Source organism: Marinobacter nitratireducens (genome assembly GCF_000708045.1).
GTDB lineage: Bacteria > Pseudomonadota > Gammaproteobacteria > Pseudomonadales > Oleiphilaceae > Marinobacter > Marinobacter nitratireducens.
Genome location: NZ_ANIE01000007.1, coordinates 16,000 through 35,724 on the forward strand (window position 1 = coordinate 16,000; position 19,725 = coordinate 35,724).

The 19,725-nt window shown below is 57.8% G+C and carries 21 protein-coding genes; 15 read left to right on the forward strand and 6 right to left on the reverse strand.

Annotation, left to right across the window (positions count from 1 at the left end; translation table 11 throughout):
• Positions 1 to 10: 10 nt before the first annotated feature.
• Positions 11 to 472 (reverse strand): universal stress protein, encoded by a 462-nt coding sequence (locus D777_RS11225; RefSeq protein WP_036132148.1) that lies wholly within the window; start codon positions 470 to 472, stop codon positions 11 to 13.
• Between the two features lie 278 nt (positions 473 to 750).
• Here D777_RS11225 and D777_RS11230 point away from each other — a divergent pair, with 278 nt between their 5' ends.
• Complete coding sequence (locus D777_RS11230) at positions 751 to 2,100, forward strand: MFS transporter (protein ID WP_036132151.1); 1,350 nt, start codon at positions 751 to 753, stop codon at positions 2,098 to 2,100.
• Between the two features lie 209 nt (positions 2,101 to 2,309).
• Entirely contained in the window at positions 2,310 to 3,134 is an 825-nt protein-coding gene (locus tag D777_RS11235) for an ion transporter (RefSeq protein WP_036132155.1), read from the forward strand.
• A 13-nt stretch (positions 3,135 to 3,147) separates the two neighbouring features.
• Here D777_RS11235 and D777_RS11240 read toward each other — a convergent pair whose 3' ends face one another.
• Complete coding sequence (locus D777_RS11240) at positions 3,148 to 3,525, reverse strand: SirB2 family protein (RefSeq protein WP_036132158.1); 378 nt, start codon at positions 3,523 to 3,525, stop codon at positions 3,148 to 3,150.
• Positions 3,526 to 3,653: 128 nt separating this feature from the next.
• Here D777_RS11240 and D777_RS11245 point away from each other — a divergent pair, with 128 nt between their 5' ends.
• A complete protein-coding gene (locus D777_RS11245) occupies positions 3,654 to 4,838 on the forward strand; it encodes an NnrS family protein (protein WP_036132160.1) in 1,185 nt (394 codons plus the stop codon).
• A gap of 57 nt (positions 4,839 to 4,895) precedes the next feature.
• Here D777_RS11245 and D777_RS11250 read toward each other — a convergent pair whose 3' ends face one another.
• Positions 4,896 to 5,411 carry an SRPBCC family protein gene (locus tag D777_RS11250; protein WP_036132162.1) on the reverse strand — a complete coding sequence of 172 codons (516 nt, stop codon included), beginning with the start codon at positions 5,409 to 5,411 and terminating at the stop codon, positions 4,896 to 4,898.
• Positions 5,412 to 5,752: 341 nt separating this feature from the next.
• Here D777_RS11250 and fabA point away from each other — a divergent pair, with 341 nt between their 5' ends.
• Together fabA and fabB are read left to right on the forward strand one after the other, a co-directional pair.
• Positions 5,753 to 6,262 carry a bifunctional 3-hydroxydecanoyl-ACP dehydratase/trans-2-decenoyl-ACP isomerase gene (gene fabA / locus D777_RS11255; protein ID WP_036132164.1) on the forward strand — a complete coding sequence of 170 codons (510 nt, stop codon included), beginning with the start codon at positions 5,753 to 5,755 and terminating at the stop codon, positions 6,260 to 6,262.
• Between the two features lie 19 nt (positions 6,263 to 6,281).
• A complete protein-coding gene (gene fabB / locus D777_RS11260) occupies positions 6,282 to 7,493 on the forward strand; it encodes a beta-ketoacyl-ACP synthase I (RefSeq protein WP_036132166.1) in 1,212 nt (403 codons plus the stop codon).
• Here the strand turns inward: fabB and D777_RS11265 are convergent.
• A complete protein-coding gene (locus tag D777_RS11265) occupies positions 7,480 to 7,836 on the reverse strand; it encodes a helix-turn-helix transcriptional regulator (RefSeq protein ID WP_036132168.1) in 357 nt (118 codons plus the stop codon). The two genes, fabB and D777_RS11265, sit on opposite strands and share 14 nt — an antisense overlap.
• Before the next feature lie 183 nt (positions 7,837 to 8,019).
• Here D777_RS11265 and trhP point away from each other — a divergent pair, with 183 nt between their 5' ends.
• The 9 genes from trhP (at position 8,020) to D777_RS11310 (ending at position 16,370) form a co-directional block, all read left to right on the forward strand.
• Positions 8,020 to 9,330 carry a prephenate-dependent tRNA uridine(34) hydroxylase TrhP gene (gene trhP, locus D777_RS11270; RefSeq protein WP_036132171.1) on the forward strand — a complete coding sequence of 437 codons (1,311 nt, stop codon included), beginning with the start codon at positions 8,020 to 8,022 and terminating at the stop codon, positions 9,328 to 9,330.
• A 92-nt stretch (positions 9,331 to 9,422) separates the two neighbouring features.
• Positions 9,423 to 9,872: a hypothetical protein gene (locus D777_RS11275; protein WP_036132173.1), complete on the forward strand. Its 450-nt coding sequence runs from the start codon at positions 9,423 to 9,425 to the stop codon at positions 9,870 to 9,872.
• 253 nt (positions 9,873 to 10,125) lie between these two features.
• Positions 10,126 to 11,574, forward strand: coding sequence for a Fe-S cluster assembly protein SufB (gene sufB, locus D777_RS11280; RefSeq protein WP_036132176.1), 1,449 nt, complete (start codon positions 10,126 to 10,128; stop codon positions 11,572 to 11,574).
• A gap of 60 nt (positions 11,575 to 11,634) precedes the next feature.
• A complete protein-coding gene (gene sufC, locus D777_RS11285; RefSeq protein ID WP_036132179.1) occupies positions 11,635 to 12,408 on the forward strand; it encodes a Fe-S cluster assembly ATPase SufC in 774 nt (257 codons plus the stop codon).
• 12 nt (positions 12,409 to 12,420) lie between these two features.
• Positions 12,421 to 13,707 carry a Fe-S cluster assembly protein SufD gene (sufD, locus tag D777_RS11290; protein ID WP_036132182.1) on the forward strand — a complete coding sequence of 429 codons (1,287 nt, stop codon included), beginning with the start codon at positions 12,421 to 12,423 and terminating at the stop codon, positions 13,705 to 13,707.
• Positions 13,708 to 13,714: 7 nt separating this feature from the next.
• Positions 13,715 to 14,968, forward strand: coding sequence for an aminotransferase class V-fold PLP-dependent enzyme (locus D777_RS11295; RefSeq protein WP_036132184.1), 1,254 nt, complete (start codon positions 13,715 to 13,717; stop codon positions 14,966 to 14,968).
• A 13-nt stretch (positions 14,969 to 14,981) separates the two neighbouring features.
• Positions 14,982 to 15,338 carry a HesB/IscA family protein gene (locus D777_RS11300; RefSeq protein WP_036132187.1) on the forward strand — a complete coding sequence of 119 codons (357 nt, stop codon included), beginning with the start codon at positions 14,982 to 14,984 and terminating at the stop codon, positions 15,336 to 15,338.
• 31 nt (positions 15,339 to 15,369) lie between these two features.
• Positions 15,370 to 15,912 carry a putative Fe-S cluster assembly protein SufT gene (sufT, locus tag D777_RS11305; RefSeq protein ID WP_036132189.1) on the forward strand — a complete coding sequence of 181 codons (543 nt, stop codon included), beginning with the start codon at positions 15,370 to 15,372 and terminating at the stop codon, positions 15,910 to 15,912.
• The gene (locus tag D777_RS11310) at positions 15,912 to 16,370 is read left to right on the forward strand and encodes a SufE family protein (protein WP_036132193.1); all 459 of its coding nucleotides are present in this window, start codon (positions 15,912 to 15,914) and stop codon (positions 16,368 to 16,370) included. The genes sufT and D777_RS11310 overlap by 1 nt, the downstream gene beginning before the upstream one ends.
• Before the next feature lie 42 nt (positions 16,371 to 16,412).
• On the opposite strand, the gene D777_RS11315 is transcribed toward D777_RS11310, so the two are convergent.
• Together D777_RS11315 and D777_RS11320 are read right to left on the reverse strand one after the other, a co-directional pair.
• Positions 16,413 to 17,609 carry a flagellar assembly protein T N-terminal domain-containing protein gene (locus tag D777_RS11315; RefSeq protein ID WP_036132195.1) on the reverse strand — a complete coding sequence of 399 codons (1,197 nt, stop codon included), beginning with the start codon at positions 17,607 to 17,609 and terminating at the stop codon, positions 16,413 to 16,415.
• A 63-nt stretch (positions 17,610 to 17,672) separates the two neighbouring features.
• A complete protein-coding gene (locus D777_RS11320; RefSeq protein WP_036132198.1) occupies positions 17,673 to 18,218 on the reverse strand; it encodes an LPP20 family lipoprotein in 546 nt (181 codons plus the stop codon).
• Between the two features lie 252 nt (positions 18,219 to 18,470).
• Between D777_RS11320 and D777_RS11325 the strand changes: the two genes are divergently transcribed.
• A complete protein-coding gene (locus D777_RS11325; RefSeq protein ID WP_036132200.1) occupies positions 18,471 to 19,724 on the forward strand; it encodes a conjugal transfer protein TraF in 1,254 nt (417 codons plus the stop codon).
• Position 19,725 lies beyond the last annotated feature (1 nt).

Sequence of the window (19,725 nt, forward strand, 5' to 3'; positions counted from 1 at the left end):
GCGGGCCGGCTTAGCGGCTGGGCAATATCAGGAGCGGACACTGGATTCGTCGGGCGAGAAAAGAACTCACACTGCCGAAGGTCATGTAATCCAGTTCGTCCACGAAATAAGTCAGGGAGCGGGCGATAAAGCCGCCGTCGGGCTCATGGCTGTGGCGTGCGATCACCAGCATGTCCGGACGGATCTTTTTCTCGGCGGCATAAAGCAGCATCTTTCGGGCGTCGCCATCGAGCAGCATGGTTTCGGCAGCCACTTCCTCCTTCACGCAGACCGCCAGCGCCTCCTCAAGGTGTTCCTTGAGTTCTGCGACTTCCTGCTGGAACAGGTCTTCATTTCCGGAGGTAATGTCGCGGGGGTTTTCGGCCACTGCGACCAACACGATCAGGGGATCAAGGGCACGGAACATGGTCATCGTTTGCGCCAGCGCCAACCTGGCATTCCGTGAGCCGTCATAGGCAATCATGATTTTCATGGGCTTCTCCCAGGACTGGTATCAGCCCCTGTGACCGGGGCCTGTATTGATATCTGTCAGCCATTAGCCCACATTCCACAGCGCCTAATAATTGAGCTAAATCAACGTTTGCAGCGCGTACCCCACGAGAGAAATCAAGTAGCTATCCCCACCCACGCATTTTCCGCCGCTTTTGTACCACCACGGCCTCCAACAGGAGGTACCTCCAATGCCCCGCATGAAAAACCCTTCGTTTTGATATGGTTAAAGCATCGTTAATGGCTGGGATGGAGACAGTAATGACCACGACTCCAACACAATCACAGCAGTACCGCGCACTGGGTTTATCGACGTTCTCATTCACCCTCTGCTTCGCTGTCTGGACCATTTTTTCCATCATCGGGATCCGTATCGCCGAGGATCTGGCACTGTCCGACACCCAGCTGGGTCTGTTGATGGCCACGCCTATCCTTACGGGCTCTATCAGCCGCCTGTTCCTGGGGATCTGGACCGACCGATATGGTGGGCGATGGGTCTTTGGCATCCTGATGCTGACCACCGCGGCCTGTGTCTACCTGCTGACCTTCGCCACCACCTATCCCATGCTGCTGGTGGGCGCCCTCGGGGTTGGCCTGGCCGGCGGCTCGTTCATCGTCGGGGTGGCCTATACCGCCGCCTGGTTTGAGCCCAAACGGCAAGGCACGGCTCTGGGTATCTTCGGTGCGGGTAATGTCGGTTCCGCGGTCACCAACTTCGGTGCCCCGTTCCTGCTGGTGGCCTTCGGCTGGGAGCAGACCGCACAGATATATGCAACGGTTCTGGCGGTGATGGGCGTTGTGTTCATCCTGCTCGCCAAAGAGGATCCGCTGGCTTCTGAGCGCGGTGGTGAGCGGGCAAAGTCGTTCATGGAACAGATGGAGCCGCTAAAGGAACTCCGGGTGTGGCGATTCGCGTTGTACTACTTCTTCGTGTTCGGCGCCTTTGTGGCCCTTGCACTCTGGCTGCCCCACTTCCTGATTGGCGTCTACGAACTGGACATCAAAACGGCGGGCATGATCGCTGCGCTCTACACCATTCCGGCATCGCTGTTCCGTGTTCTCGGCGGCTGGCTGTCTGATCGCTTCGGCGCCCGGCGAGTCATGTACTGGACCTTCGGTGCCTCTGTGCTGTGTACCTTCCTGCTCAGCTACCCGCCCACGGACTATGTGATACACGGCATTGAGGGCGACATCCGCTTCACGCTGGACATGAGCCTGCCCATGTTCGTGGCGCTGATTTTCACCCTGGGTTTCTTCATGTCCCTGGGTAAAGCCGCCGTCTACAAGCACATACCGGTCTACTACCCACTGCACGTCGGCGCCGTTGGCGGCGTGGTAGGGATGATCGGCGGCCTTGGCGGCTTTATCCTGCCTCTGACCTTCGGCGCTCTGAACGACCTCACCGGGGTCTGGCAAAGCTGCTTCATGCTCATGTTCGTGATTGTTGCCGCGGCGCTGATCTGGATGCACTACGCCATCAGAACGGCTGAACGGGTGGAGTGGGCTGCGAATGAGGAACGTACCGACCTGCCCGAACTGGCCTCGCCGCATCTGTTTTTCCCGTTGAGCCACCACCGGAAAGGTCCATTGGACCCTCCCCCGAACCCCTGATTTCCTCCCTCCGTGCAAGGAATAACTTGCGCCTCTGTTGCCCCCGTTTACGGGGGCTTTTTTCGCGTATAATCCAGCCCTGACGTCTGCTTAACCTATGGAAACCGGCCTGGCAAAGTGGCTGGTCAGCAATGAGGAATGGCAGATCATCCTGTCCGAGGCCTGAGCACCCCAAATATCAACGTTCAAACACGATCTGGAGAACCTGAATGTCCCCGGAAATGAATCCCGTTGCGGGTTTCAATCAGCTGCGCCGAATCGAGACCAGCAAATTGTTTCAGGGTATTGTGATTGCCATCATTATCCTGTCGGCACTGACCATCGGCGCCAAAACCTACGATCTGCCTCCGCTGGTTGAGCAGACTCTGACGGTACTGGATAACGCCATTACCGTGTTCTTCCTGATTGAGATCCTGTTCCGGTTCGCGGCCTGCACCGATAAGAAACGATTCCTGCTCGACGGCTGGAACCTGTTCGACACCCTGGTGGTCATCGGCAGCCTGATTCCGCTGGACAACTCCGAAGCCGTGCTGTTGGGCCGGCTCCTGAGAGTCTTCCGGGTACTCCGATTGGTATCGGTGGTGCCGGAGTTGCGCTTCCTGATCAACTCCCTGCTGAAAGCGATCCCGAGGATGGGCTACATCGCCCTGCTGATGTTCATCATCTTTTACATCTATGCCGCCATGGGCGCATTGTTTTTCTCAGAGGTCGATGAAGACCTGTGGGGGGATGTGGCAATTGCCATGCTCACCCTGTTCCGGGTTGCGACCTTCGAGGACTGGACCGACGTGATGTATGCCACCATGGAGCAATACCCACTCAGCTGGCTGTACTACCTCACGTTCATATTCCTCACCGCGTTCGTCTTCCTGAATATGATGATTGGCGCGATTCTGGAAGTGATGGGCGAGGAACAGAATGCAGCTCAGGCTCAGAAAGCCCATGACGAACGGGATGAGATTGCCCGCCAGCTCAAGGCCGTGCAGGATCAACTCCAGGAGCTGACCCGGCACATAACGGACCGGCAACCCTGATTGCGCGACAGGCTCAGGAGAATACGGGCTTGGTCATCGCCAGATGGAAAATGGCGGTGACCTGAACCAGGGCAATGACCGCAGCCGCAACACGTACCGGCGTTTTGACGGTCGTTTTCAAGGCAAAAACGCCGGCAATGATGTAGCCCACCAGAAGGAATATCTTCGCTGTCAGCCAACCATGGACAAACGGCATCCAGGGGGTCACAAACAACAAGCTGATGGCCGCCACCAGCAAGACCGTGTCGTTGGCATGGGGAATCCAGCGCAACGGTGTCTGCCGCCATCCGGGCCGCCCCACCGCATCCAGCAGCAATCTGAGAGCAAACAGGGTTACCGTCAGATAGGCTGCGGTCATGTGAAGGTGTTTCAGAATCAGGTAGGCACTCATAAATCTTTCCTAAGTGAATCAAGACGATACTGCCATTGTACGCCGATCTACCCGCTCGGGGGTATGTCAAACAAGCGCCTTTTTCTATAACATATACTGCAAATATATGTATTGTACCGGAGGCCACCATGCAGGCAATCCCAACATCCGCAGCCGAGCAACCGGCCAGCATCAGCCAGCTTTTTAGCTATCCCTTCCGAATTTTCTTTCTGTCCATGAGCCTGCTTGGGCTTGTGGTGATTCCAATCTGGGTGCTCCAGGTCAGCGGCACGATCAACCTGCCACTGGCACTACCGGGCCTGCTTTGGCACCAGCATGAAATGCTGTTCGGCTTCCTGAGTGCGGCGATTGCCGGATTCCTGTTGACGGCGGTGTGCGTGTGGACCCAGACCGAGAGGATGCACGGGCTGCAGCTGGTCTTGCTCTGGAGCATCTGGCTCGCCGGTCGACTGCTGCTGGCTTTTGGCGCCCCGCTGCCAGAGTGGCTGGTTTTCGGAGTCAACCTGGCCTTCCTGCCACTGGTCATGCTGGACGCCGGCTGGCGTATCCGAAAGGCGCGCCAGAAACGCCAACTCCTGATTCTGGTGGTGCTCGGCCTGCTCTGGGCCATGCAGATCGGTTTTCTACTCAAGCTCGACATGACGTTCAGTTACGGGGCTCTCATCATGGCCATGGCCCTGATCAGCATCATCGGCGGGCGCATCACCCCGGCCTTTACCGCCAACTGGCTGAAGCAACGCGGCGGGGATGCGTCGATCGTCCGAATGATTCCAAAACTGGACCTGGCCGCCTTGTTCAGCATGATCCTGTTGCTGGCGTCATTAATGACCGGTGTCCAGACTGCAACCGGCATCATCGCGATGGCCTCCGGGGCGCTGATGGTGGTTCGACTGGCGGGCTGGAAGGGCTGGCTGGTGCGCAGCGAACCGCTGCTCTGGATTCTGCACCTGTCCATACTCTGGGTCCCGATTGCCCTCTTCCTGCTTGCGGGCAGCCTGCTTGCCGGCTGGCCAACAAATGCCTGGAGTCACGCTGCTGGCACCGGCGCCATCAGCTGTCTGATTCTTGGCGTAATATCCCGCGTGGCGCTGGGCCACACGGGCCGACCTTTGGCGTTGCCCCGGGGCATGATCGCCGCGTTTGTCGCCATTCACCTTGCGGCTCTGGTCAGGGTACTGACCGCGCTTGAGGTCATCCCCTGGCACCCGGGCATTGGCAGCAGCACCGTGCTCTGGCTGTTTGCGTTTGGCATGTTCACGTTCCGATACACCCGTATCCTGGCATCACCAAGGCCGGACGGGCATAACGGGTAAGCCTGGCAACAAAAAAGGCAGGCCAGAGAGCCTGCCTTTTTTACTTAACGATCGAGTTCAGGCGGCCATTTGCTCCTCGGCCAGTCGCTGAAAAACGGCCCGGGCTTCCCGGAAACGTGCGGCCGGAAATGAAATACTGATGCCCTCCAATGCCGCCACCAACATTTCCAAATGGGAATCCCAGCCGGCACAGGAGATCGCAACCAGGTCATCGTCCGGAAGCGACAGCGTCAAACTCAGGAGTGTTCCCTGCCCCGTTGGCGTCAGCGTCCAGGTCAGCGGACGCTCGGGATCGTTACCGGCGCTCCAGGAATAGGCCAGCAAGCGATTGGGCTCCCAGGCCCGGATATGGCAATCAATGGGCGTACCACTGTTGCCGAAATCCAATTGAATGCGGCCACCCTTCCTGGGCTCCATTGAACCCGGCGCCAGCCATTGCCCCAGGTGCACCGAATCCGTCAGCATTCGCCAGACCATCTCCGGAGCATGGTCGATCCGTCGTTCAAGCTTGACTGATACCCGCTCGTCGTATTTTGTGATTTCGCCCTCAATGATCGAGCCGTCATTCCCCATGTACCGTCTCCCGGCGGATTACCCCTATGGCTACCGCGCCTGTTTTCCTGATAAACAAAGCCCCTGAACAGACACAAAAAATACATCTTTAAGGCCGGCAACACGCCATGGCTCATGAGCTGCACAATTCCCCAATTGGCCCCACGCTGGCAGGCTGGCCACCGGTCTGTTCAGGGGAACAGGCCAACCCTAACACTCTGCCCATCCGGGGTCTTTGATGGTCATCAAACCGACAATGCGCACAACCGTACGCCGACAAGTATCCACTAAAGGTCAATAGTGCGCTGTCAGATTCAAGCTACAGTATTAGGAAATCATTCTGTAACTGAGACACTGGCACTATGTACCCGGATCATTTTGAAAAAGAAGACCTGATCAAGTGTGGTCATGGCGAACTCTTCCCTGGCGATATGCGCCTGCCCATCGACGAGATGCTGATGGTCGACCGAATCACCCACATCGCAGGTGATGACGGAGAATATGGCAAAGGCAGCCTGGTCGCGGAGCTCGACATCAATCCCGATCTCTGGTTCTTCAAGGTCCATTTTGACGGCGACCCTGTTATGCCCGGCTGCCTGGGCCTTGATGCCATGTGGCAGCTTGTCGGCTTCTTCCTTGCCTGGAGTGGTGGTGAGGGCAAAGGCCGCGCCCTGGGTGCCGGTGAAGTGAAGTTCTTTGGCCAGGTACTGCCAACCGCCAAGAAGGTTACGTATTACCTGGATATCAAGCGGATGATCAAGCGTAAGCTCACCATGGCTATCGCTGATGCCCGCATGGAAGTGGATGGCAAGGAAATCTACACCGCCAAGGACCTCCGGGTCGGCCTGTTCACGTCCACCGACGACTTTTAATAGAAGCGGAGTTAGCAAGATGCGTCGCGTTGTTATTACCGGTATGGGGATCGTCTCCAGCCTGGGAACCAACCAGAAAGAAGTAGCCGAGTCTCTTCGGGACTCCAAACCCGGCATCGGATTCAGTCAGGAAGCCAAGGACAATGGGCTGCGAAGCCACGTGTGTGGCCAGATTGACCTGAACCTGCCGGAATTGATTGACCGTAAACTCTGGCGCTTCATGTGCCCGGCCTCCGGCTATACCTACCTGGCGATGCGCGAAGCCATCGAACAGGCCGGCCTGACCGATGAGCACATCAAGGCTGACACTACGGGTGTTATCTTCGGGCAAGGCGGCGCCTCCACCGTTGAGCTGCTGGACTCCATCGACACTCACCGCGAAAAAGGCATTCGTCGCGTTGGGCCATATCGCGTGCCCCGCACCATGGGTAGCGCCATTAACGCGTCCATGGCCACCGGCTTTGGTATTCGTGGCATCAACTACGGCATCACATCCGCCTGCGCCACCAGTGCACACGCCATCGGCCACGCAGCCGACCTGATTGCCCTGGGGCGTCAGGACGTGATGTTTGCCGGCGGCGGCGAAGACATCCACTGGACTCTCAGCCTGCTGTTTGACGCCATGGGAGCCCTGTCCACCAAATACAACGACACACCGGAAGTCGCTTCACGTACCTACGATGCGGACCGCGACGGTTTCGTCATCTCTGGTGGTGGTGGCGTTCTGGCTCTGGAAGCCCTCGAGCATGCAGAAGCCCGCGGCGCCAACATCATTGCCGAACTGGTCGGCTTTGGTGCGACGTCTGACGGTGCGGACATGGTTGCTCCGAGCGGTGAAGGCGCCGTGCGCTGCATGAAGCAGGCGATGAAGAATGTGGAGGGTGACATCGGCTACATCAACACTCACGGCACCAGCACTCCGGCCGGTGACGTGACTGAGCTGAAAGCCCTGAAGGAAACCTTCGGTGACAAGATCCCGCCACTCAGCTCCACCAAGCCGCTGTGTGGCCACGCGCTCGGCGCCGCCGGTGTGCATGAGGCCATCTACAGTCTGATCATGATGCGCGAAGGCTTTATTGCGCCCTCTGCCAACATTCAGAACCTGGATGAAGGTGCTGAAGGCTATCCGATTGTTCGCGAACGGATGGACAACCAGGACCTGAATCTGGTGATGAGCAACAGCTTCGGCTTCGGTGGCACCAACGCCACCCTGATCTTCAAGAAAGTCTGAGCGAACGGTATTCAGCCGGAGAAGTGCCCATCCAGCGCTTGAACGCCCGGCTGAATGCACTCAACTCGGAAAAGCCAAGCTGTTCGGCAATCTCTACCAGCGGCTTGGTTTTATCCTGCATATAGGTAAGCGCTTGCTTACGGCGAACGTCCTCCAACAGAGAGGCGAACGTCAGCCCTTCCCGTTTCAGTTTCTTGTGCAGAGTGTAACGGCTCATATGTAACTGCGACGCCACCATCTCAACACCGACTTTGCCACGAGTGAGCTGGACACTGATCAATGAACTCACCCTGGCACTCAGGGAAACGCGAGCGGCCTCAGGCCTCACAGGCTCCGATGCCATGCCAAAACCCTCCTTTCATTTTCTTTTGGCCAGACAAACCATAACAGCGTACATATGTTAGCTGAAGACAATCTATTAGACCTTTGAGCGAGGTCAAGTGCGCGACTCAGCGACTGAGGCACAATTCCCACCCTCTGAATACGGCCCCAGGCCCCACTATCCATAGAACACCCCGGAGCTGACATGATTTCCCCGGAATTGCTTGCACCCGCCGGTACCCAGGCGCACCTGGAGACCGCCTTTGCCTATGGCGCAGATGCCGTTTATGCCGGACAACCCCGGTACTCCCTGAGAGTAAGAAACAACAGTTTCAAAGACATTGCAGCCCTCGGCGCAGGCATTGAACGGGCTCACACTCTTGGCAAGCAGTTTTACCTGGTATCCAACATTGCCCCCCACAATACCAAGGTACAGACCTACCTGCGGGACCTGGCGCCAGCGCTGGAAATGAAACCGGATGCCCTGATCATGTCAGATCCCGGGCTCATCATGTTGGTCCGTGAAAAATGGCCGGATCAACCAATCCACCTGTCGGTGCAGGCGAATGCAGTCAACTGGGCAACCGTTGAGTTCTGGCGCCGCCAGGGACTGAGCCGGGTCATCCTGTCCCGGGAGCTGGCCCTCAGCGAAATCCGCGAAATCCGCGAGCGAGTGCCCGGCATGGAGCTGGAGGTGTTTGTCCACGGCGCTCTGTGCATGGCCTATTCCGGCCGATGCCTGCTCTCCGGCTACATGAATCACCGGGACGCCAACCAGGGCACCTGCACCAACGCCTGCCGCTGGAATTACAAGGAAGTACAGCATAGCCACGATCACACTGGCGACCTCATCGCCACCTCTGGCAGTGCTCAGGTCGAAGCCTTCGAACCTCGGGAAATGCTGCTTGAGGAGCCCAACCGGCCCGGTAGCTTCATACCCGCCTACGAAGATGAGCACGGCACCTATATCATGAACTCAAGGGACCTGCGGGCTGTCCAGCACGTGGCCGAACTCGCAAAAATCGGCGTTCATTCCCTGAAAATCGAGGGGCGAACCAAAAGCACCTACTACGTGGCCCGAACCACGCAGGTGTATCGCCGCGCGATCGATAATGCCGTTCAGGGCAAGCCCTTCGATATGGGCCTGATGGATGAACTGGAAGCGCTCTCGAACAGAGGCTACACCGAGGGCTTTTTGCGACGGCATTTGCCACAGGAGTATCAGACCTACGAGCAAGGCTCTTCTTTCCTTGGCACCCAGCAGGTTGTCGGGGCGATCAGCGATGACGACGACCGGTGGCTCACGATCGAAGTAAAGAACCGCTTTGCCCCCGGCGACCCACTCGAACTGGTCACGCCGGCCGGCAACCTGCGCTTCACCGCGCCAACGATGGAGAACCTGAACGGCGGCTCCCTGGATTGCGCGCCAGGCAGTGGCTATACCGTTCGCATACCCCGCCCGGAAAACATGCCGGATCGCCTGGACCACAGCTATCTGACCCGAATCCTGTCCTGACCGGTGACCACAAAGGGCATTTGAGAGTTTGCGCAACAAAGTCCGACTCCTTGTCGGCTACCCTGATTCGACACTTGAACAGGAGTCCCGGTATGAGCCTCCAGGCCAGGATATTGGCAAGCGCTTTATTGCTATTCCCATCATCCGTCGCATTGGCTGCCGATACGCTGGCCGATCGAGCAGAGATCGACAGCAAAACCGCCGCCTTCATGGCGACGGCCCAAAAGGGCAAGATTGAAAACGCCTACCAGTCCCTGGAACCCTTCCTGGGCGTGGACGCCGCGCCCTATCAGAGTTCAGCCAAGGAGGCCGCCAGCTACTTTACCCGCGTAATTGAGAGTGTTGGCCACCCCATTGGCACGGCCCATGTAAAAACGGAAGTCATTGGTGAGCACTTCACCCGCCAGACCTGGCTGCAGAAGTTTGAGGCCGCAGCCATTGCCTGGCGCTTCACCTACTACCAGCCAGACTCAAACGGCTGGAAGCTCGTCGGCGTCAGCTACTCCACCGAATTGGAGTCGCTCTACCAGACCGCAGATTAGCCATTGGTCAAAAAACGGCCTTTTCCTTTCCGCTAGGGGCGCCAGCCTTGGTGCCCGACACCGTGATTACGGTATAATCCCTACACAACCAATTTAATACCTGACTATTTTACTCTGGTATTGTATAATCGCTCGCCAGAAGCAGCGGTACCACCGCAACACCCTAATCAAAACATTCGATCGGGAGCCCGCAACTGGCTTCCGACACACCAAGGGCCCCCGGCCCGCGATGAGAGAATACGGAGCGACGATCATGGCGACCACCGATAAAGAGGTGAACGAGCTGATCAAACGGGAATACGAGCACGGTTTCGTGACCGAAATCGAAGCCGAAACGTTCGAACCCGGTCTGAATGAAGATGTCATTGCCCGCCTTTCCGCGATCAAAAATGAGCCGAAATGGATGCTGGAATGGCGCCTGAAAGCCTATCGTCGCTGGCTCGAAATGGATGAGCCGGATTGGGCGCATGTGGGTTACCCGAAGATCGACTACAACTCGATCTCCTACTACTCAGCCCCGAAGCGCAAAGAGGACATGCCGCAAAGCCTGGATGAAGTCGATCCGGAACTGCTGAAAACCTATGAGAAGCTCGGCATTCCTCTCCACGAGCGGGAGAAGCTGGCGGGTGTCGCCGTAGACGCGGTGTTCGACTCCGTTTCGGTGGCTACCACCTTCAAAGAGCCGCTGGCCAAAGCCGGTGTCATTTTCTGCTCGATTTCCGAAGCGATCCGGGACTACCCCGAGCTGGTACAGAAGTACCTGGGCAGCGTAGTACCTGCCGGCGACAACTTCTTCGCCGGCCTGAACTCGGCGGTCTTCTCTGACGGCACCTTCGTGTATGTGCCTAAGGGCGTACGCTGTCCCATGGAGCTGTCCACCTATTTCCGGATCAATGCCGCCAACACAGGCCAGTTCGAACGGACACTTATTGTCGCCGACGAAGGCAGCTACGTGAGCTACCTGGAAGGTTGTACCGCACCGATGCGCGACGAAAACCAGCTGCACGCGGCTGTCGTGGAACTGGTGGCACTGGACGATGCCCAGATCAAGTACTCCACGGTACAGAACTGGTACCCGGGTGATGAGAACGGCAAAGGCGGCATCTACAACTTCGTCACCAAACGCGGTGCCTGCATCGGCAAAAACTCCAAGATTTCCTGGACCCAGGTCGAGACCGGATCCGCGGTTACCTGGAAGTACCCCAGCTGTGTCCTGCGCGGCGAAAACAGCGTCGGCGAGTTCTACTCTGTGGCACTGACTCACAACTACCAGCAGGCCGATACCGGCACCAAGATGATTCACATGGGGAAAAACACCCGTAGCACGATCATCTCCAAAGGTATCTCCGCCGGTAAGAGCTCCAACGCCTATCGTGGCCTGGTGAAATTCGGCCCGGGGGCCGAAGGTGCGCGGAACTTTACCCAGTGCGACTCGCTGCTGATCGGAGATCGCTGCGGCGCCCACACCTTCCCGTACATCGAGAGCAAGAACAAATCGGCCATCGTGGAACACGAAGCCACCACCTCCAAGGTCAGCGACGAACAGATGTTCCTGTGTCGTCAGCGTGGTATCGACCCGGAACAGGCGGTGTCCATGATCGTGAACGGCTTCTGCAAGGAAGTGTTCAAGGAACTGCCGATGGAGTTCGCGGTAGAAGCGGGCAAGCTCCTGGAAGTCAGCCTTGAAGGCTCCGTGGGCTAACCAGAGCCGGCGCTACTGGCAACGAATTCATACAGATTCAGAGATAGAGAGAAGCAACAAATGCTGAGCATCAAGAACCTGCACGCCTCTGTTGAGGGCAAAGAGATCCTCAAAGGTATCAATCTGGACGTAAAGGCCGGGGAAGTTCACGCCATCATGGGCCCGAACGGCTCGGGAAAGAGTACCCTGTCCCAGGTGCTGGCAGGCAACGAGGCATTTGACGTTACCGACGGCTCGATCACCCTGAACGGCGAAAACCTTCTGGAACTTGAAACCGAAGAGCGCGCCCGGGAGGGCATCTTCCTGGCTTTTCAGTACCCCGTCGAAATCCCCGGCGTCAGCAACCTGCAATTTCTCCGCACGGCGGTGAATGCCATGCGCACCCACAAGGGTGAAGAGGAAATGAATGCGGCTGAGTTCATGAAGCTGGCCAAGGAAGTCTCCAAACAGGTCGACCTTGATCCGTCCTTCCTCAAGCGGGGCGTCAACGAAGGCTTCTCCGGCGGTGAGAAAAAGCGTAACGAAATCATGCAGGCACTTCTGCTGCAACCGCAGCTGGCCATTCTGGATGAAACCGATTCCGGCCTGGACATCGATGCCCTTAAAGTTGTCTCCGACGGCGTGAACGCCCTGCGCTCCGACGATCGAGCCATCCTGATGGTCACGCACTACCAGCGTCTGCTGAACCACATCGTGCCGGACTATGTGCACGTGTTGGCTGGTGGCAAGATCATCAAATCCGGCGGTCGTGAGCTGGCGCTTGAGCTGGAAGAGAAGGGCTATGGCTGGCTTGGCATCAAGGACGAAGACGCCGCCACGGACGCAGCCAACTAAGGAGGTCGCGGAATGAAAGCAGCACCCACTCTTCCTGCCGCGTTTCTCCACCCGGCCGGCCAGTCCCTGCCCCAGCCATTGCTGGAGCTGCGCAAGCAGCGGGGCACTGCCCTCGTGGACATGCCCCTGCCGACCCGGAAAACGGAAAACTGGAAGTACTCCAGCAAGTACCTGAAGCTGACCGACGATATGGGCATATCCCTGCCCGCGGACGAAAAAACCGGCAGCAGCCTGGCAGTTCCCGGCTACAAGGTCGCATTCCTTAACGGCGTCATGCTTCCCGAAGCCAGCGAGTATCCGGACCTCGAAGGAATCCGGATCCAGAGTTTCGGCGATCTCGACGATGACGAGGCTGCCCGCCTGGCGGAGCGACTGGACAGTAATCTCGACGGCAAAGCCGTGCAGCTTGCACAGCTGAACTCGGCCCGATTCGAAGACGGCCTGTTCATCAGCCTTGCCCCCGAAGCCGTCCTGGACCAGCCTCTGCACATCGTGCACGAGGTAACTGCGGATGCCAGTGGCTCTGCATTTCCGCGCATCTATGTGGACGCGGGCCGGCACAGCCAACTAACTCTGGTTGAAGAGTACATTTCCAGCGGTACAGCTGCGGTCCTGGTCAACACCGTTACCGAGGTTGAAGTCGCGGAAGGCGCTAGTGTCACCAGCATCCGCCTGAACATGGAAGGCGAGAATGTGCAGCACGTCGGCGCAACCGGTGTGCGCCAGCAACGCAGCTCCCGTTTTGAAAGCCATACCGTTGGCTTCGGCGGCCCTCTGCGCCGCCACGACCTTCAGGTCCGCCTGGAAGGCGAAGGAGCAGAGTGCAAGCTCAATGGCGTGGTAGTTACCCAGGGTAAGCAGCACTACGACAACCACACCACCATTGAGCACATAGCTGCTCACTGCAACAGCGAAGAGACCTATCGCAACATTGCCGCGGATCAGTCCCATGCAGTGTTCAACGGTCGCATTCATATCCATCAGGATGCGCAGAAGTCCAATGCGGATATGAACAACAAGAACCTGCTACTGTCTAACGGTGCAGAAATCGACACCAAGCCCGAGCTGGAAATCTACGCCGACGACGTCAAATGCGCCCACGGCGCCACCATTGGCCAGCTGGACGAAACCTCCGTGTTCTATCTGGTTTCCCGGGGCATCGGTCGTCGTCAGGCTAACGTATTGCTGACTATGGCATTTATCAACGAACTGGTTGATCAAATTCCGGTAGAGTCGGTGCGGGAAACTGCCCACACTCGCCTGAACCAGTTTTTCGATCAGACCTTCGAGGAGGCGTAAGTCAGTCATGACGGATCTGTCCGTGGCAAACACCGCCAACCAGCCGGCATTTGATGTAGACAGCATCCGCCGCGATTTCCCGATCCTCTCTCAGCAGGTGAACGGGAAGCCGCTGGTCTATCTGGACAATGGCGCCTCAGCCCAAAAGCCGGCTGCGGTGCTGGATGCCATGGATCGCTACTACCGCGAAATGCACTCCAATGTGCACCGGGGCGCCCATACCCTCGGCGATCGTGCTACTGCCGCGTTTGAAGGTGCCAGAGAAACTGTTCGCAGCTTCCTTAACGCGGAAAGCACCCGCGAAATCATCTGGACCCGGGGTACCACCGAAGCCATCAACCTGGTGGCCAACGGACTGGCTCCAAGGCTGCGGGCAGGTGATGAAATTCTCGTCACCCACATGGAGCACCATGCCAACATCGTGCCCTGGCAAATGGTGGCGGAACGCACCGGCGCGAAGGTAGTTCCCATTCAGGTCACGCCTGCCGGCGAACTGGATCTGGATTCGTTCCACAGCCTCCTGAATGACCGCACCAGAGTCCTGGCACTGACCCACGTATCCAATGTGCTTGGTACCGTTAACCCGGTGATGGAGCTGGTTGGCGAGGCGAAGAAACGCGGCGTTCTGACGCTGCTCGACGGTGCGCAGGCAGTGCCTCACTACCAGCCGGACGTACAGGCTCTGGACTGCGATTTTTACGTGTTTTCATCCCACAAGCTATTCGGCCCAACCGGCATCGGCGTGCTGTACGGCAAAGCTGAGCTGCTGGAGGCAATGCCTCCCTATCAGGGCGGTGGCGAGATGATTGAGCGCGTCTCGTTCGAACGCACCACCTGGAATGTTCTGCCGTACAAATTCGAAGCCGGTACACCGGCGATTGCCGAAGCCGTCGGCCTTGGCGCCGCCATTGATTATCTGGGCCGCCTCGACCGGCAGGCGATGGAGGCCGCAGAGTCCGCTCTGCTGGCGCGCGCTAACGACTTGGTAGCAACGGTTCCGGGCATGGAGATCATCGGTACTGCGGCGAAGAAAGTGCCCGTCATGTCCTTCAAGATCGCCGGACTGCATCCCAGCGATATCGGTACTCTGCTCGACCAGCAGGGCATCGCCATCCGGACCGGCCACCACTGCGCCATGCCGCTGATGGATTTCTACGGAGTTCCCGGTACAGCCCGGGCTTCCTTTGCGTTTTACAATACGCTGGACGAGGTGGAGCAATTGTTTACCGCCCTTCAGAAAATCCAGCGACTGTTTGCCTGATGGAGGTGGAATCATGACAGCAGAAGTCTTCACCCCAAACGATGTGACCGTGACCATGACGCCCACGGCGGTCCGGCACGTCCGAAAGCAGCTGGACAAAAAGCCGGAGGCCAAGGGCATCCGGCTTGCCATTACCCGTAGCGGGTGCTCCGGCTTCAAGTACGAAACCCAGTGGGTGGAAGAATCGGCTGGCGACGACCGTGTGTTTCACATCGACGGTGTCGACGTCTTCGTTAAAGAAGAACACCTGCCGATGGTCAATGGCATTGAGATCGATTTTGTCACCGAGGGTGTGAACTCCCTCTTCCGTTTCCGCAACCCCAATGCGACAGCAGAATGTGGGTGCGGCGAAAGCTTTACCATAGCCTGATACACCAGACGACAGCGAGGCCAGCTTGGGCATGCAAGAACGGGAAGTGGTTCTGACCAAACGTGAGGTGGAAGCCCGCCTGGTACCTGCCGGAACCGAAATCATGATTCCGGCCGATACATTTGTGACCATCACACAATCGCTTGGTGGCACCTTCACCGTGGCCGTCAACGGCAACCTGGCCCGCATTGAAGGCCATGATGCAGATGCCCTCGGCAAACAGCCACTGGAAAGCAGTTTCGAGACACCGGAAGACGGCACCGTCAACGAGAACCAGGTCTGGGAAGCCCTGCGCAACTGCTACGACCCGGAAATTCCGGTCAACGTTGTGGACCTGGGACTGATCTACGAGTGCAAGATTGAGAACGGCACCGAGGATGGCAACCACGTCTACATCCAGATGACCCTGACGGCCGCCGGTTGCGGCATGGGCCCGGTTATCTGTGACGACGTGAAGCGAAAGGTCGAGCATGTGCCCAACGTGGACAAGGTCACGGTCGATCTGACCTTCGATCCACCCTGGAGCAATGATATGCTCACCGACGAAGCCAAGCTCGAACTGGGAATGCTTTGATGACTGCAAGCGAACAGGATTTTCTGAACAATCCGCTGGGTACCAAGACCACATTGGAAGATGTGCTGGATGCCTTTGAATTCCTGGACGACTGGGAAGAGCGGTATGCCTACATTATCGATCTGGGCAAGCAACTGCCGTCCTTTCCCGACGATGCCCGCACCGAAGAAAACTATGTTCACGGCTGCCAGAGCCAGGTTTGGTTGATCCACTATTTCGACGAGGCAAGTGGGAAGCTTTATCTGCTGATCGACTCCGACGCCATGATTGTTCGCGGGCTTGCGGCGATCATCCTCGTCGCCCTGAACGGTAAGGCCCCCAGGGAGCTCCTGACGACCGATATCGACGAGCTGTTCGAGCAGCTGGACCTGTTCCGCCACATTTCCCCCACCCGGGGTAACGGCCTGCGGGCCATGGTCGGCAAGATTCGGGATATTGCGGCCGCTGAGGCAGCCTGAGGATTCAGGTTCAAGCTAGCCAAAGCGGCTCAGCGCCACGACTCACCAGATAATGGCCACATCGTCGCGCTGAACATTCACCCGTTCCCCCGGCACAGACATGCGCCCGTTGCTGAAATCCGGGTGCACGTTGTTCAGCGTCATCGTCAATCGGGCATCACTGAGCTCCGGCGTTCCATCGAGAGAGCCCCAGTGCCGCGCACTGCGATAAACGTGTAACTCGTCCCCAGGCCTCAGCCCTGCTGTTGCTCCGGATTCCAGTGTGACTGCGTCTCCCTCAACCCGGGTTATACGTGTCATGAAGGGCTGACAGGCTACCGCCTCATTCACCGCCGCCGCCATCTCACCGATCACGCCTTCAACCGCCTGCCCATATGCAGACGCCAGAAGTCCTCCTGAGCCCAAACCGTCGGATGTGCCTGCTCCGGCATTCCACTCAGCCGACGTGGAAAATCGTTGCCGGTAGACTGGCGAGCCACTGAACCCATCAAACACCATCAAGTCCGCGACAAACCTTCTCGATTCATCCACCGTTCCCACAGCGCGCTTAACGCCGTCCCAAACCGACGATCCCCAGGCCGCCGGGTCATTCATGCTCACATCCCGGATCACGCCCGCAACCACGAACTGCACCCCCAGCTCCCGGGCTATTCGAAGGATATTGGACAGTCGGTTGTCACCGCCCATGGTGGTCGGGGCATTTGTGAGATCGCCAAACAGGCTCAATGCACTGGCGCCAAACACCTGCAGTTGCCGAGTATCTCTTAGTCGCTGCTGGAGAAGCTGAGATAAATCCTGCCCGGCGTTACCGAGATTACCCATCCGGGCCTGGGCCGGATCCAGCAACGGGAATCCGGTTACCGCAACACGCTTTCTCAGCCTGGCTGACTCGCCCGCCTGGCAACTCTTTGCGCTCTGGGTGACGTCTGCCCGAACAACAATTCGCAAACGGTTGCCCGACTGGGATTCATTAACAACACGGACGTTGCGGGCCCTTGCCCTTGAAGCCACCTGTGTGCGGGAGTCAGTCAATACGCCGTTTTCCATCGTATCGCTGGTACTCACCCGCGCTTCGTACTGCAGGGACAGATCCCTGAGTGCCGCCTGTCGGGCTTCGGACCTGGCAGCGTCAAGGTCACCATCGCGAATTACGGCATGCCCGACACCCTCCATCATCACGGCGTGGGCCGTGCCGGAGAACACCAGCAGAATGACTAACAGGCGTCGCATCGCATTCATATTCGGTAACCTAGCCTCACTCGTTGCGCAGACCGCAAGGGCCCTGAGTCTCAATAGTCTTGATCAGTCCAGATAGTACAGGGAATCAACACCCTGACTCTGCACATCACCCATGCTGTCGTTGCCCCTTGGCATGGGAATCGGGCACAGATCCTGGACCTGATCGTCAGCCACCTCGGAGACACAGGCCCGGAACCGCGGCTCCAGCTTGAGCTCCATGACAGTCTCGACAACCCCATCACTGTGCTCATTAACCGCGACCATCTTGGCACCGCGAATATAGCTGTCCACATAGGTCCGGAAGTTGTCGTTTCTGAGCACAAAGTCATTCACCGTGGAGCTGCCGTAGATAACCGTGCCATATACCCGTTCAGCCAGATTGCGGTAGGCATCAAGTTGCGACGCACGGCGCGCCAACAATCGCTTCCGGGTATTCAGACGGTCCTTGGTCGCATCCTCATAGGTGCCAAACCCGGACACACGCACGGTGATCGGCTCCAGCTCGGTTCTGGCCTGCGGCTCCTGATCGTTGTTTTCCCTGGAACCGTTAGCCGCACAGGCCGTCAGCACCAGAAGCAGGAACGGTACAGTTATCCACCGAAGGGTCATTTTTCGTCTCCGAACATACATTTTCAGGAGATCATGAAAATTTCACGCCAGGTTTCGTAACCCTCTGATTATTGGAACGTTGACTTACACGAGCACACATCTCCCTCCGATTGGCGGCAAAAAAATGCCGTCACTTACACATTAAAAACAAACCGTTACCCCTTTTGTCATGTAGCTGAAAGCGTTCTGTCCTAACCTTTCCTGCACGTAATGTCGGAACAATCTGAATAAAACGCTCAATAAGGACCCTTCATGAACGGAAACCGTCTGACCAAACTCTCTCTGGCTATCGGCCTCTCGGTTGCGACCACCTCCGCACTCGCCAGCCCGCAGCAATTCATGTCTTCCCGCTCGTTTGCTATGGCGGGAACCGGTGTTGCCGTGTCAAGCCCGGTCGAAGCCACTGCGAAAAACCCGGCACTGATGGCGGGCTCCCACCATGAGTGGTCTGATGATTTCGGCCTGATCCTGCCCTCCGTCAATGCCCGCGCGGCAGACGAGGAAGAGACCGTTGATCAGGTAGACGATATTCAAGACACCATTGATGCTCTCGAAGTCGCTATCAACAATACCGATCAGGCAGAAGCCCAGAAGCAGGCAGGCATTCTCAGAGACCAGCTACAGGCTTTTGATCGTGACACCGTACGGGTGAACGCCGGTCTGGGACTTGCACTCGCATTCCCCCGCAAGGATCTGTCCGTCGGTGTGTTCACCAACGGCAACCTGACTGCCACCGTTCGAGGTGAATACGACCAGGACGATGACGCCACACTGCAGGCCATCGAAAATGGCGCTTTGGTCCCGGGTGCCACCGACAATCTCGAATCCCGCGGCAAAGTCCTCGCCTCTGCCGTTGCCGAAGTCGGCATCGCATTCGCCCGTGAGTTCGAACTCTCCAACGGTGAAAAGCTTCAACTCGGCGTGTCGCCCAAGTATGTGAACCTGCAGACGTTCCAGTACACAGAAACCGTCTCCGGCTTTGAAGATGACGATTTTGATAGTGATGAATCCCAGACCGACAAGAGTGGCTTCAACCTGGACCTCGGCGCTGCCTACAGCTTCGGTGAGGAGCAGGAGTGGACCGTGGGTGCCGCGGTCAAGAACCTGATCCCCATGGAGCTGGATTCCGCCGCCAGCAGACCGGCGCTGGGCGAGGAAGTCCGCACCCTTAAGCTGGATCCAATGCTGACCGTCGGTATTGCCCACAGAAGCGACTATCACGTGGTGACTGCGGAAGTGGATCTGACCAAGAAAGAAGCCTTCGGTTACGAAGACGACACCCAATGGCTGGCGCTCGGTGCCGAGTTTGATGCCTGGCGCTATGCCCAGCTTCGCGTCGGCGTTCGCCAGAACCTGGCCAGCAACGACGACAACAACGGAATCGAAGAGAAAACCCAGTTCACTGCGGGCTTCGGTCTGAACATCGTTGGTGTTCGTCTGGATCTTGGCGCCCTGTACAGCGATGCGGATGTGGGCGCAGCGCTGGAACTCGGAACCGCGTTCTGAT